Source organism: Pseudomonas sp. WC2401, from assembly GCF_041200115.1.
In the GTDB taxonomy this organism is placed as follows: domain Bacteria; phylum Pseudomonadota; class Gammaproteobacteria; order Pseudomonadales; family Pseudomonadaceae; genus Aquipseudomonas; species Aquipseudomonas fragi.
The window spans coordinates 1437455-1451332 of the sequence record NZ_CP165623.1 but is presented as its reverse complement, the minus strand read 5'-3'; the positions used below and the strand labels follow the sequence as shown (position 1 = coordinate 1451332).

11 protein-coding genes and 1 tRNA gene are annotated in these 13878 nt (G+C 51.0%); 1 reads left to right on the top strand and 11 read right to left on the bottom strand.

All coding sequences use genetic code 11. The features are described 5' to 3' along the window. Positions 1-96: 96 nt before the first annotated feature. From AB3G35_RS06660 to AB3G35_RS06635, 6 genes are all read right to left on the bottom strand, one after another. Positions 97-1140 carry a hypothetical protein gene (locus tag AB3G35_RS06660; protein WP_047282207.1) on the bottom strand — a complete coding sequence of 348 codons (1044 nt, stop codon included), beginning with the start codon at positions 1138-1140 and terminating at the stop codon, positions 97-99. After that, positions 1140-2675 carry a hypothetical protein gene (locus tag AB3G35_RS06655; protein ID WP_369782404.1) on the bottom strand — a complete coding sequence of 512 codons (1536 nt, stop codon included), beginning with the start codon at positions 2673-2675 and terminating at the stop codon, positions 1140-1142. Before AB3G35_RS06655 ends, AB3G35_RS06660 begins: the two co-directional genes overlap by 1 nt. Then, positions 2675-3490 carry a hypothetical protein gene (locus tag AB3G35_RS06650; RefSeq protein WP_047282205.1) on the bottom strand — a complete coding sequence of 272 codons (816 nt, stop codon included), beginning with the start codon at positions 3488-3490 and terminating at the stop codon, positions 2675-2677. Before AB3G35_RS06650 ends, AB3G35_RS06655 begins: the two co-directional genes overlap by 1 nt. A gap of 9 nt (positions 3491-3499) precedes the next feature. Further along, positions 3500-4945 carry a hypothetical protein gene (locus tag AB3G35_RS06645; protein ID WP_369782402.1) on the bottom strand — a complete coding sequence of 482 codons (1446 nt, stop codon included), beginning with the start codon at positions 4943-4945 and terminating at the stop codon, positions 3500-3502. Positions 4946-5760: 815 nt separating this feature from the next. Further along, positions 5761-6192, bottom strand: a complete 432-nt coding sequence (locus AB3G35_RS06640) for a hypothetical protein (protein ID WP_369782401.1) — start codon at positions 6190-6192, stop codon at positions 5761-5763. A 293-nt stretch (positions 6193-6485) separates the two neighbouring features. Beyond that, complete coding sequence (locus AB3G35_RS06635) at positions 6486-7349, bottom strand: hypothetical protein (protein WP_369782399.1); 864 nt, start codon at positions 7347-7349, stop codon at positions 6486-6488. A 1981-nt stretch (positions 7350-9330) separates the two neighbouring features. Here AB3G35_RS06635 and AB3G35_RS06630 point away from each other — a divergent pair. Continuing rightward, positions 9331-10254: a phage integrase N-terminal domain-containing protein gene (locus AB3G35_RS06630; RefSeq protein WP_095001613.1), complete on the top strand. Its 924-nt coding sequence runs from the start codon at positions 9331-9333 to the stop codon at positions 10252-10254. Between the two features lie 224 nt (positions 10255-10478). Here AB3G35_RS06630 and trfA read toward each other — a convergent pair whose 3' ends face one another. The 5 genes from trfA to AB3G35_RS06605 all read right to left on the bottom strand — a co-directional run bounded on the left by trfA (position 10479) and on the right by AB3G35_RS06605 (position 13878). After that, the gene (gene trfA, locus AB3G35_RS06625; protein ID WP_369782729.1) at positions 10479-11252 is read right to left on the bottom strand and encodes a plasmid replication initiator TrfA; all 774 of its coding nucleotides are present in this window, start codon (positions 11250-11252) and stop codon (positions 10479-10481) included. Positions 11253-11365: 113 nt separating this feature from the next. Continuing rightward, positions 11366-11569, bottom strand: coding sequence for an AlpA family transcriptional regulator (locus AB3G35_RS06620; RefSeq protein ID WP_083331127.1), 204 nt, complete (start codon positions 11567-11569; stop codon positions 11366-11368). A 106-nt stretch (positions 11570-11675) separates the two neighbouring features. Next, positions 11676-12425, bottom strand: coding sequence for a hypothetical protein (locus tag AB3G35_RS06615; RefSeq protein WP_369782398.1), 750 nt, complete (start codon positions 12423-12425; stop codon positions 11676-11678). Then, the gene (locus AB3G35_RS06610) at positions 12418-13638 is read right to left on the bottom strand and encodes a tyrosine-type recombinase/integrase (RefSeq protein WP_369782397.1); all 1221 of its coding nucleotides are present in this window, start codon (positions 13636-13638) and stop codon (positions 12418-12420) included. Before AB3G35_RS06610 ends, AB3G35_RS06615 begins: the two co-directional genes overlap by 8 nt. 164 nt (positions 13639-13802) lie before the next feature. Then, positions 13803-13878: transfer RNA gene (locus tag AB3G35_RS06605), tRNA-Thr, on the bottom strand.

The following is a 13878-nucleotide window of genomic DNA, read 5'->3' as shown; positions in this document are numbered from 1 at the left end:
CGGCCGATTCTGTTGATAAAGTCGGATTTTTAGATCATTTGAACTCAGGCACGACCACACAAGGAGACCCAGCTCGGTTACATGGGTGCCTTGATATCAGCGTCTAGTCTCGATCTTGTAGAAGTTTCTTTCAACCTGAATACGACGACGATCCGAAACAGGCGCGCTCTGGATCTGGCTTGTGAGCCGAACGAAGTATCTACACTCATTTTTTTCGCCGAGTGCTTTGATGGCTGACGTTGAACGAACGAAGTCGTCGTAGCCTCGTGAGGTATCGGCCATCAAATCGTCGAACCCAGGTAAAGCCTGGGCATCTGGCAGACGCGAAGCTGGCCAGGCCGGCTCAAAGGTTAGGTTGTCGTCTTTGAGAAAGACGGCCAGAAACATCTCAGGCTTTCCGGCACTATCAACCCAGCAAGGCGGCAGATCACCACCCTTGCCCCGACTCAGCTTGTTGTTGAGAAATTGCAACTGCCCCTTCAGGTCGCTATTTGCCTTCTGCAGTGCAACAGGGTTGAGCCCCGACTTTTCCGCAGTGGCGTAAGCAGTAGCATCCTGAACTATCTTCTGAACCTGCTCAGCCGTGGGGATAGAGTCAGTTTTCAGGGCATCTCTGACCGCTGTTTCTGTTGCTTTTAGCTCTTCAACCCGCTTCACGACATCGGTTGGCTTTACATCCTTTGAAGGATCAGTGACCAGCTTCTTGAGTTGCTCATAGGACATGAGCGTCTCCAAAACTAAGCGCTTTGCGTCATCCCCCTGATCCTTGCTCCCACTTTCTTCCAGCGCTTTATTGATCGGCACCAGCGCAGCGAGTTGTTCGTCCTTCTGGGTAAGGAGAACCTTCAGTCGCTCCGACTCGTCTCGAGTTTTGGAGGCATCCATGAGTTTGGCAATGACCTCGTCAGGGTTCTTGATACCGAGATTCTTCAGCTTCACCTTGAAGGCGTCGGTAGCTTCATCAATCGCCTTCTCGCGATCACTCAAGTCGTTCAGGCCTGCGACCTTTTGCTCGAGCGAGTTCTTCTCTTTTGTCAGCTTCCACACCTGCCATCCGGTCAAGAGGAGAAGGATGAACGCAAGCACCATCCAAATTTCTGTGATCGACAGATTGAACACCTGGTCATTCTTTTGACTCATTAAACTGGCCTCACGTCAGAAGTCGACGGCACCAAATGCGACGTAACATGGGTATCTACCTCACTAGGTATGACGTATTCATTAGCAGCTGGCTGACGAACCTCAATTTGGTTAATGTAATCAATCTTGCGAACTAGCTCATCGAGGTGATTGTAAGCAGTTTCAAGAGAGGAATTCCCGTGAATGACTTGCGACGCCAGCGCCCTATGGGTTTCGTTATTTGAAGCGATCGATTGGATCAACGGGGTCAAGGTAGTCTTTATCGATTCCGAGAACGCTTCGTTAGATCGCTGGCTGATTTCGCCGACGGCTCGGAAGGCCTCGACGATGTCGTTACTTAAGGAGGCCTTTGAATCGTCTGCTTCAATGTACTGATGGAGAGCCTGTAGCTTGTCGACAACCTTTTCTATCACTTCTCGGTTTGATTTTATTTCCTCCTGGAAGTCCTTTTGATAGTCATCCAAAGTATCGAGGAACTCCTTCTGTACGCGATCAACGCCTTCGATCATCGTCGTACCGTGGCTGCTCATCGCATCCATCAAACGCTGCTGGCTATCGACTATGCCACTGAGGGATTGCAGAGTTTCTTCCAGGGTTTGAGTCTTCGTGTTTAGACCGCGAATGGCGGTACCTACCGTGCGAGCAGCCGTCTTAACGTCGTCAGCAAGAGTAGAGATGCTTTCGTTAACCCCTTCGGTCGTCTGTGAAAGCACATCAATAGAGGGTTGGAGTTTGTTGGCGAAGAGGTCGTCCGGAAAGAGAGTTTGCTCTAAACGTCTCGTCGCCAAGTTGCCGAAGTCCAGAGCGTGGGACTCCATGCGTTCGAGAGTATGCCCACTCTTTTCGGCCAACCCGTTAATTGTCACCAGCAGATCATCACTAGCAGATTTGGCATCCTTGAGCATGGCCTCGAATGCCTCGTTGCTACGCTGGGTTGCATTGGCGAAGTAGGTATCCATAGCAGCAATGCTATGCTTTTGGATTTCTTCGATTTGCTCTCTGGCGCCGGCCGTAGTTTCTTTAGAGATCGCCACCACTTCGTCGCGAAAGCGAGTGAGCTTTTCGCGTGTCTCATCGAACATGAAGGCAAGCTGCTCAGACGCGCTAATGGCACGTTCTTCTACGCTACGCACCGCGTCCTCTTGATCGGGGCGAAATCCGACGTGCAATGTACGGGCAACCATGCCGATTGCGGTACTTACCATAGCAGCGCCAAAGCGTGTAGCCATGTTGGTCAAGTTGTCGCCGATACTCTGGATGTCGAAAAGACAGATGATTATGCTGACGACTGTGAATAAGAAACCGAGGTAATAGATCGAATCGGCAAATTTCGCGAGAGTCAGTTTGACGTCGTAGAGCTCGCGTACGCGATACCCTACAGCCCAATAAGAAAGCATTACTGTGATTGGGATTATGAAACCGAACCATATCGCGTCGTTGAACTTTAGGCTTAAGCCAGCGCTCACTATCTTGAGCACAAGAGCAATCACGAACCAGGTCTGGACGCGATAGATCAGCGCGTTTTGACTCTTCATTACAGCCCCTCCATGGGGTTAACACTTTCAAGGTTGGCTCCATTGGCCGAGAAGAACTCAGCCCAGAACTCCGACCGTTTCAGGAAGGGGGTAGCATTGGGTTCGGCGGCCATCATGTTGATTGTTACCGAAACATCTGCCAGCGAAGGAGCGACCGCTTTCTGGTAATAGCTCGTTTTAGCGAAGTCTCTGTAGTTGAGCTGCGCATTTCGATACATGGAGAAATCGCCGGTATTAGCAGCCATGTCTGAGAAGATAATCAGGCGTTTTTCGCCATTGGCATTCTGATGATTCAACCCATTAATGCTAGCCATTTGCAGCATTTCGAAGATTGGAGACGTTTTACCTCGGGAATCTAGGGGGATTCGGTTTACTACTGCCTCAAGAGGCTTCAAGAATTTCTCATTGAAATCCTTGTCCACAAACTTCTTGGTCCTGTTAAAGCCCTCACCCTCGACCCATTGGCCTGGGTTGCATCTTTCAAACACTGGATCGCCGTTATGCTTGTAGTCCTCTCCCAGCAGAAAAACTGTGAGCATGGCTCCGGCCGGAAGGTCTTTCATTACTAAATCTTTGAGTCGCTGCTTGAGTGCTGCCTTCTGAGTGAAGGGGAATGGCGACGTGTTGTCGATCAACACCACGAACTGTCCCTTCGGCCCACTGGAGGGGCACAAGGTGATTTTGTCGAACGTATCCTGAGTGTTGCTCTTCCACATCAGGAAGCCACCACCAGCAATAATAGCTACGGCTGCCAAAACACTAACGGCAACAAGCGCCGGCGAGGTGCTGCTTTTTTTTCGGCGATAAACAGACATCTTTCAGTCCTATACAAGGCTCTCAAGGGGCTTCAGCTGGTCGAATCTAGCAGTGAAGGACGACTGGACTTTAGATCGAGTAGGCTCAACGATGTCGCGTATTTGGCGAAGCATTTGCTCTTGAATACGCAGACGGTTTTCGTCGCTCTCGATACCGAAATCTGGGAAATCCTGATCGCTGAGCTCAACTGGATCATTGAAGTAGTCAGGCCTTGGCTTGCCTGCAGGCCTAGCTAGTTGATTCTCATACCGATATGCCTGAATCAGAGCCCTGATAGTATTATCAGCGAGGACTAGATGTTCCGTCACTTTCCTCTTGGCTACGGACTTCTCACCCATATTGGATTTAAAATATCGAATAGATTCCTCAGCTTTCTGAGCTTTGAGCTCGATCAGGCTGATCGTGCCCTGCTTCTCATCTTCAAGCTTCTCCGTCAGCTCTTGGATGAGCTCGATGACATTCCCACTCGCCGCCGAGTACTCACCGTAAACCTTCTCGTAGTCCGGATAGCGATCTTGCCAAGTGTAACCATGGCGCATCGCAACCATGCCGAAGATCACCGTGATGGCGCAGAGCGCGACGCCCTCAATGTCGGTGAAGGGTGAGACGTGGGCAACAAGGTTCTGCCATACGAGAGCTAGCTGGTTTGCGCCATCATCATCGATTTGGGGTAGAACAAAGCGGAGGTATGCCACTACGATACCGGCGCAAGCTGTCCACGCGAAACCAAAGACTCCTGCGAACCATCCCGCAGTCTTGCGCGCGGCATTGACGTGGTTTTTGTTGATGAGCGCCCTGCCGCAGAAGAATGCCACCACTAGGTTAAGGCCAGCAGCCATGACTGCCATCATCAAGCCCCCTAGGAAACCACCAGCTAAGCCTTGGGCGAAGAAGTTCGCGTTGATTAACGACTCAACTGCGCAAAACATGACTAGCACACTAAACTTGAAAATATGATCTTTAAAACCGTGCATTTTCGGCGGAGTGTCTGGCAGACGATTGTCTGCCCGGAACTGCTCAAGAATCACCTTTCGAGCTTTAGCAATTCTGATCGCTTCTTGAAGCTCACCATCTGCGCTTGAAAGAATCGCATCTGCTTTACGAGCGAACTCCTCACCAAGTTGAATGGTGTGATTGAATTCTTTTGTGAGATCAATCCCATCGAGCCGAGCCTGGATTTGAGTGAGCCATCGCTCACCGGTTTTGAGCGTGGCTAGGCGCAGCTTACCCACGGTTCCTTGGATCTGATGCTCAATTTCAGTCAGCCGCGTATCTCTGTAATCAGGAACACCCTTTTCGCCATGGGTACGCGCCGTCTCTATGATTTTGAGATCTGCCTTGATCTTGTTAGGGTCGATTCTAGGAAAGCTCGCCTCATCCTGATCCTCAACACGCTTACCAGTGCCCAACATGAAACTTCTGATCGCTTGCCATAACCTTTTCAGAAAAGACATTTCAAAATATCCATAACTCGTGATTGCCAACGAATCCTTATTGCACCCAGTCAGAAACAGGGAGCCAGTAGGGCTGTACTCCAGGAACTGGAAAGCTCAATAGATCCGTATCGACATGAGCTGATTTCACAGCTCGGTGGATCGGGACACGCTGGTTTTTGAGGCTATCGCCCCAACCTTTATCCGCACGGTTCCACCGCTGTTCGGCAGTTGTCTCACGCGAGTACCCGATGGTTAAGGAATGTGCCCATGCCCGAAATGGGATTCACGGCATGCTAGCGGAAAAGAAAATGCTGTCAAAGTGCCATTTTCAGACTTGTTGAAGATAAGTGGGGAAACGTAGGAGTGAGCAATCTGCATGAGGGTCGGGGTCAACTGAAATAGGTCTCCACTTGGCCCTGATGCTTTTGGACACTTTTTTTGCAAAAAAACGCCCGCGCGCAGAGAGAGCAACTGCCAAAGTTCGCGGCGTTCGGCTTGGGCCCAAGCCGGTATTAACACTGGAACAGGTCAGTAATGCGCGACAATCGATTGCCGAAGAACAGCGTCAAATGACAGAAGCTGCTCATCTATTGGGAGTACATAAAGCGCCCCTTTATAGAGCGCTGAGCAAATAGCGAGCTCTGTTTAGATTTTAGCCTAGGCCTGTCGACGGCGAGTTCAACTCTATCTTATTTTGGCTTCGAGAGTTTATAGTCTAAGTACAATTTGGATCAGCAGTCCTACTCGCCTTGGCTCCTTCACTCTATAAAAAGCAGCCCCCCTTTACACATCAAATTTAATTTAGACGTAAAGCCCAGAAAAAGCCATTTTCTCTACTTACCCCCCTTGCATTCAAATAACCACTCCTTAATATCGTTAATTTGCGCCTCAAGCATAGCCTGCTTGGCTTCCAACAAATACAGGCTGTATCGCCCAGCAACATCTATTTCGTAGATAGCTGGCACATTGCATTCCTCTACAGGCTTGAGTGAAATCTCAGTAGCAGCAACCGTTTCCACGACATATAACGAGCGTAACTTTTCCGAACCATCAGTGGCACCGAAAGCGACATACAAACCTTGCTGAAGTCCAACAACATTTATTTTTAATCCTTCTTTATCTTTTGGCAGGAATGCTGCAACCTTTACTCTTGCATTTTGTCTATGAACAAGAGCACTCCAACCTCTTTTATAATACTGTCTATCCATACTTGAAAAATGAGGATTTTCAATACAACCGGCATAATCGATGGGTAGTAAAAGCATTATAAACCTCACAGTTATTTGTAAAAATAACCCTATCAACTTTCCTTCTTGCCCTCCACCGAACTTGATGCAGTTTCGTGTACTCGGCGGCACACCCACGAGCTCGCGTCAGATTGCCGCAGTTCGACCAGCATCTAGTACTAACCGGCACTGGCAGAGATAGGTCAATGGGCATGGGCAGCGGATGGGGCAAAGTAGTTGAATTGCCCCCAATCTACCTGCGTACCTTGGGTTAATCTGACGTCGGCGAGCTCTCGCAAGCATTCACCGACCCCGGTCACTTGGAAGTGTTGCTACGGGTTTCCAGCTATCTTCCGGGCGTAATAACGATCACTGAGATCCTTCTTCGGATCAGCCTTGACCCATCTCACTGGTTTACTACAGCCCATGCAGATCAGTACATTTTTGTCCGCGCTAAGGGTATACAGGGCAGCGCTAGAACCAGCTCCGACCTTCAAGCCAGCATCCGTCACCTCAAATTCAGGAGCCTCATACCCCAGTCGATCCATATTCTCAAATTTGAACGACCAGACTCTTATCTGTTTTGCACGCCAGATGCCCATGATGGTTAAAGGATCATGCTTCGTAGTGCGCTGATATACCCAATCACCTTCATATGGTGTCAGCTTCGGGGCCTCGGAATCCCGGCGTATCTTTTCCAGGGTTTTCTTCTGCATTTTTTCCAACTCGACATTCAGGGCTTCCTCTTTTCTACGGGCTTGCTCCTCAAGCATCTGACCCACGTCATACGGCCCTTTGGGGTCATACTGCCAAACATGCTCATCCGCACTCATGCCTAGAACCTTGCAATTAAGGCAGTCAAGATTCCGCTCATCGACATTACGCTTCATAACCAGACGAGTCGTGCCACTAACAGCATCAAGAAGTAGTTTTTCATCTTTAACCGACACGTTCATTTTACCGAGCGGTTTGATGCCGCCCTTCCCAAAGTCCCCGAAGACTTCTGCTTCAGAGCCATGAATATTGAGAACCATGGTTCCATTCATGCTTGAGTCTTTGAATCGGTATGCACCAGTGAAGTCTTCGGCTCCGCAGCCAGAGAGGAGAGCTCCAGTAACAGCAGCTGTGGCAAATTTTATTAGCGTATGCATAACGTCCTTCATTACTTTTAATTTTTTCGGCGCAGTGATCTTCACTTACGAATTGATGTCATTTTGGCATCACTCACTCAGTTAACGCATCACCATTTCGGTTGAGCTGCCCGATAAAAATCCCGGCGCGATATTCATCTAGGCACAGCAACAAGGGCATCCAGTACAGGCGCAGGACGTTGCCTTCTCTAGAGATGAATACAGGCCGCGTCACGGAGGACGACCACTTCATACCTGGACACAGACAGCTAACGACCATCAGCTCATCAAGATCAGCCCGCATCATCGGTCACTCTCCCGCCGCTCTAGCCATTTCGCCAGCAACCACAGGCCAGCTCCGATGAAGGCCAACACCAAGATCGCCCACAATGGCACCAGACGATGGGAGCCCAACAAGAAGCCCGCGCCTACGCAGGTAACACCCACAAAAATTCGCCCCATACAGATCACCTCCGCTCGTAATGAGTCGCCACGCTACCCCGTGGTCCCTATGTGTCATCGAGCAGCAGGGAAAAATCGTCGGCTCCCGCACTGGGATCTGAAAGCGCCGCAGCGGGGTTGAAGGGAATAACCACGGCACCCTGATAGTGAAGCAGCGAAGGCCGCTTACTTCTCAGTGGTTTTTGCGGGTTTCCCAATGGCTGGGGGAATTTTCGCCAGGATGCTGTGGCGGATTCACGATGCACTCCCAGCGTCAGGGAAGTGTGAATGCAGTATTTCTCAGTGCATTTCTGCAGCCGCGCAGAAGCAGTTCGATGCTACCGAGCGGTTTGCCGTTAGGTTTCTGAGGTTTCTGGATATGGTGGGCCGTACCGGCGAGCCCCAACTATCTGACGTCAACGCCGACACCAGGGCGGTCGCTGCCGCCCCTCCTGCCCTGAAACTATTCGCCCTTCAATTCTCTTTTACTCTCTGCCTGAGTACGCGCCGTGTGAGCTGTAGAGCACTACGTCAAACGTATTCACATGCTCTCCTGCATCGGTTGATGCCTAGCCCGCGCTGCAACCAAATCGCTGAGGAAGTCTATCCAGAACCCAGCGTATTTGGCGGGGAGAAAAACCTGCTCATGGTGTCCCATCATTGTTGATCTGACCAGCCGAGATAACGAGCGTCAGGTCTGCCTCTACTGAGCCCCTATGTGCTCATCCCCATCATCGCGCGTCGTGTGGGCGCCCCACTCTCTTTTCTGAGCTGAAAGCCAGAAAAGAGAGTGGGGTGAAGCAACTGCACCGAGTTCGGTTGCACTGGGTTTGATGGTCTGCGAGAAATGATCACAGCAGGTGAAGAAAATTTTCGCGCACGACTGATGAGCCCTGCAAAGGGCGAAACTCGTGGCAACGAGTCTCGTGCTACAGGTTGTTTGATTCTCTGGAACAACCGCCTTCGCCCTCACCGCGTCATCGCAGTGAGGGCGAAGGTCGATGTGGGTTGAGGCTGTCATCAGCCTGACCTGCAACTACAGACCAAAGGCGTCCGTACCAACGCCCCTGGGTCGTAGTTTGGACGGGTGCCAATCTACGAAGGAGGTGGTTCTCAACGCTTGGCTTGGGATCTCGGTTCGAGCTTGATGCAGTAGTGATGATCCATTGAGAGCGCCTGGCGCTTCCCGCCCAAGGTGTGGTCTGCCAGCGGGGGCAGACAGTGAACGTGGGTGCAAACCGTACTTGCTTCACTGGCACACATCACGTCACGACCAGGGCGGTTGGAGTCCTGGAGCGCACGTTACGTAAATAGCAGTAACCGCATCCAGGTGCGAAGTTAGGGTGCTGGCAATCCCCATCGCGCTTTTCATCGCTGCACGTTTTGAGCATTGCTCGCGGCTCGACGATGACGCAACAGGGTTCGTCACACCGCAGACCGTATCAACGATGCAAAACCAGCCCAGCAGGCTGGCCGGAACCCAAAATGGGTTGTCCGCCCTCCGGGGTGCCTTTGTGTGCGGGAAACCGTGCTACTGGCAGCAAGTTCGCTTTCACGTATCCCCCTGCGCGCAACTACATATTCATTGGAAACACCAGGAGCAGTTATGGCCGGATGGAAATCCTCACTGGCATCCGTGCTCAAAGAGCACAACAGCATCAAGGCCTCGGATGGGACAGTTGCCAGTCATGAGACGCAGCACAAGCGCTCGACCGTGCTTTTTCAGGCATTCACCGATCTGAGAGAAATGGGCTACAAACTCGACAGTGTCAGTCAGCTCAAAGGCCGTCATGTGGAGGCGCTGACCCGACACTGGCTGAGCAGGGAACTTTCCTCCTCAACCCTGCAAAACCGCCTCTCCACCCTAAGAACATTCACCTCCTGGATTGGTAAAGAAGGCATGGTGGAGAGCACCGAGCGTTATTTTCCGAACCATGAGGCAGCCAGAACTTCGATCAATACTCAGGACAAGGGTTGGGAGGCAAACGGAGTGAGTGCGACGCAGAAACTGGATGACCTACGCGCCCTGGATGAACGTGTAGCACTTCAGGTGGAGCTTCAGCTCCGGTTTGGTCTCAGGGTAAAGGAATCAATCATGCTGCGCCCTCACCTGGCGGACAAGGGCAGCTACTTGGCTGTCAGCATCGGCACGAAAGGCGGTCGGGACCGCACAGTACCCATCGATACTCCTGAGCGCAGAGAGCTGATTGATAGAGCTAAGGCTTATGCAGATCGCCGTACCGCGAGCACTTCCGATCCAAGCAAGTCGTTGAAACAAGCGCTTGGCCACTACAGCCGTATTGTCGCCAAAGCTGGGCTGACCAAGGCTCAGCTTGGCGTTACCTCACATGGCCTGCGTCACGCCTTCGCCAATGAGCGTTATACCCACTACTCAGGTAGCAGCTCACCGATTGAAGGAGGAAACCTCAAATCCCATAACTGGGAGTTGGATCGTTTTGCACGCATGGCGGTTGTCGAAGAATTGGGACACTCTCGTGAGGACGTGTCCACGCATTATCTCGGACGTTAGAAATAACGCATCAGGGACTGAAGATTAAGAATGATTAAAAACTGATTAGTGCCTCCTGCAAAAATCTGTGCAATGCCTATTCCTACTGGGCTCCGGACCGATCTCAGCACCGCGATACAGGAGTGCTGGAACGGTAACCATAGGGGGGCAAGAACTGTATTGTCGGAGTGCTGGAACGGTAGTCGCGGGTGCTAGAACGGTATCTAACGGGCGCTGGAACGGCATCAGCACTTATTGGCCAGGTGTCGACGCTGCGAAGAGCTCGGAGTAGTTTTGACTCGCACCAACGCACCCTCAATTGCATAGCTGAAGGGCTGACCTGCGGCGTTGCTTGCTCGTGCCAAGGAGTTGAGCGCTTTAACCAGATCCGTCTTGAAGTCATCTAGTGATTTGGCTCTACTCCCACATAGTCGGTGCAGAGTTTCGATTTTTAAACGATATGGATTGGCATGGGATGCATAGAAACCATGCAACCACTTCGCAATTGGTTTTCCACGCAGTTCCTGACGAATAGACCAATCCACATCAGTGAAGTGGTCAGTCTCAAATAATTTAAGGAGCTTTGGATTCAAGCGAATTATATAGCTTTTAACACGAGCTCCGTGATCGCGATAGATCTCATCAATCAGACTTCCCTCATACGAGTAGTCACCGACTCTTAACTGTAGTTCGGTCGCCCTCATTCGGCTAAGTTGCTCACCAAGGATTTTACGATTTTTCCCCGAATCAGTTTTACCGAGCGCTTTCAGTAGTTGATAGGCTGTTATCCTGCACTCTGCACCGAGTTCCTGAAGCCGCGTCATGTGCAGAACGGCCTCCCATACATCCAATTCAAGCTGATCGAGCAGCCCCCCTGTGTATAGGATGCTAATTCCACCTAGCGCATGGATTTCACTTTGCTCCAAGTATGGGCGTGGCCTTTTGCCCGCCACACTAAATAGCGCTGAACGAAGAACAAAGTTCGGCACACGCCGAACTGAGTCTGACCAGTTCGGCATTAGGCTACGAACATGTTCACCCTCAACGTCTTGGGGTTTTATACAAGAGCGCCTTTGTTTCTCATCTAGAAGGGCAAAAATTCGGCGAGGGATTGGCATATTGGTAGCCATCATTAGCGAATGGATGCAGTGATTTTTTCAGCAACCCAGGCATTAACTTGCTCAGAAGGCCATGCTACAGAATTCGCCCCGAGCGAAATCCCAGCGGGAAAATCGCCCGCCCGAATCAGCCGATAAATTTGAGATTTGCTCAGCCCCACTTGGGCACAGACACTAGGAAGGCGAAGCAGTAAAGGTGAGGCGAATTGAGTAGCCATCTGGACAGGTCTCCTTAGAACCGGATTGGATGGCTAGGGATTTAATGGCACCTCGGGCGGTGAGTCGTGGCAATTGCTATTTTCTCAGAGGAAATTCCAATTTTTCCTATGACTCATTTTCACCATAGGAAAAATCATCCCCCATATATTTTCGAAGGGTTTTTTGAGTTTTGGGCATGTCAATGTCTGCTGCATCTGCGAGAGATAAAACTGCCAAACCCAAATCAAAACTCTTACGAGACGAGCGAAGCTTTGAAGCACGATGTTTAATACTAGTTGCACGTCTTCTAGCCGCATCATCAAGGGGCTGCTCGGCATGGGCTTTATCAACCTCCTTTATCAGGCTAATCAAACCGTTGATGATCAGGCTAATTGAGTTTAACTCTTTTGTTTGAAACCCCTTCCGCTCGTCACTGCATTCATTTTCGTCACCTGCAATACCATTCAGCAGAAAACTCGGAACTTCAATTCCTGCATCAAGAGCCCACTTACCAAGGGCAGCTTTAGAAAAATATACAATACTTGCTGGGATATTCTTAGATTGCTGATCGTCCTCACAGTAACAATTCACCAGGCTTTTATCGATTTCAGCTGGAGAATCAAAAAAATCGTAGAAATACTTACTAAGCAACTGAAAATAGAACACGTATGACCTAGGAGAGCGCTTCGCACTCCCCGACTTTCCGACCCAAAAAAAATTATTGACTGAGTTGGGGAGCCACTGGTTAACACCGTATTCAACATATAGCTCTTCAATTAGTTCATGGAGAGCATATGCAGCTTCTTGGGTGCTGACCTTGTAGCAACGAACGTACGCTGGAACTAAATCAGACAGACGCATCAAATCATCATTCATACGCGCTCTCCCCACTTTCAGCGTATGCTCCGGTAGCGCTGTATGACAAAATATCTAAATGGTCGGCATACCACTGAAGCATCTCGCGCCTCCCCTCCAGATACTGGGCATGGTTGTAGGTACCGCGAATACTGTTCTTATCCACATGCGCCAATTGGGTTTCGACCCACTCACTGCGGTATCCCTGCTCATGCAGAGTGGTAGACATCGTGTGACGGAATCCATGACCCGTAGCACGACCGTCGTAACCGGAGCGCTTGAGCAGTTGGTTGATAGCGGCCTCGCTCATGGGTTTTGCCGGATCATTACGACCAGGTAGTGCAAGCGTGTAACCACCAGTAATGCTTTCCAACTCACGCAGTGCAGCTACTGCCTGTTTACAGAGCGGTATCAGATGGGCGCGGCGCATCTTCATGCGTACAGCAGGGATAAGCCACAGTGCCTTGTCGAGGTCAAATTCCGACCAAGGAGCGCCCCTGAGCTCTGCCGTACGCACTCCAGTCAGGATTAGCAGGCGGGTTGCGATCTTAACTACGTCATGACCAGAGCACGCTTGAAAACTGCGTATGAGCTCCGGAATTTCTGCAATAGGCAAAAAGGGATAATGTCGAGATGTAGGGGTTTGAAGAGCCCCTCCGATATCTGCGATTGGGTTGTACTCAGCACGACCAGTGGCAATCGCGAAGCGGTATACCTCCTGGCAGCGCTGCCGAACCTTGCGCAGCTTCTCCAAAGCACCTCGCGACTCTATGCGGCGAAAAACCTGTAGCCACTGCATGGGCTTGATTTCGGTTAAGGGGAAACTTCCCACCTGGGGGAAAATATCTAACTCAAAGGCTTCTATAACGTCATCGGCATAACCTGCTGACCAGCGCGGCGACTTATGTTGATGCCACTCCAGCGCAAGGCTCTTGAACGTATTTGCGCGAGAGATTGCGGCTTGGGCTCGCGTAGCCTTACGCTCGACCCCAGGATGCCGCCCTTGTGCCACAAGCTGGCGAGCGTCGGAAGCAAGCTGCCGCGCCTGTGCGAGGGTTACCTTATCGATAGTGCCAAGAGAAATGTGCGACTGCTTGCCATCGAGACGGAATCGCAAACGCCAAGACTTACCGCCCACCGTGCGAATCCATAGAAAGAGACCACCGCCGTCGGCAAGGCCATAGTCCCTCTCGCGCGGCGCAGCATTCTTTACTTGCAAAGCCGTCAAAGACATCCTGAGTACCCATAGATTATTGAACCACCTAAGGTACTCGCAAGGGCACTCATAAGACAAGCGCTCGGACTGGACTGGATGGCACCAGCCTGAACAGGAAGCCCGCATTAAGCGGGCTTCTTGGAGCTACATGATACTGCCTGACAGCGCCTGAACCTATTAACTGGTGCCGGAGACAGGAATCGAACCTGCGACCTTCGCGTTACGAGTGCGCTGCTCTACCGACTGAGCTACACCGGC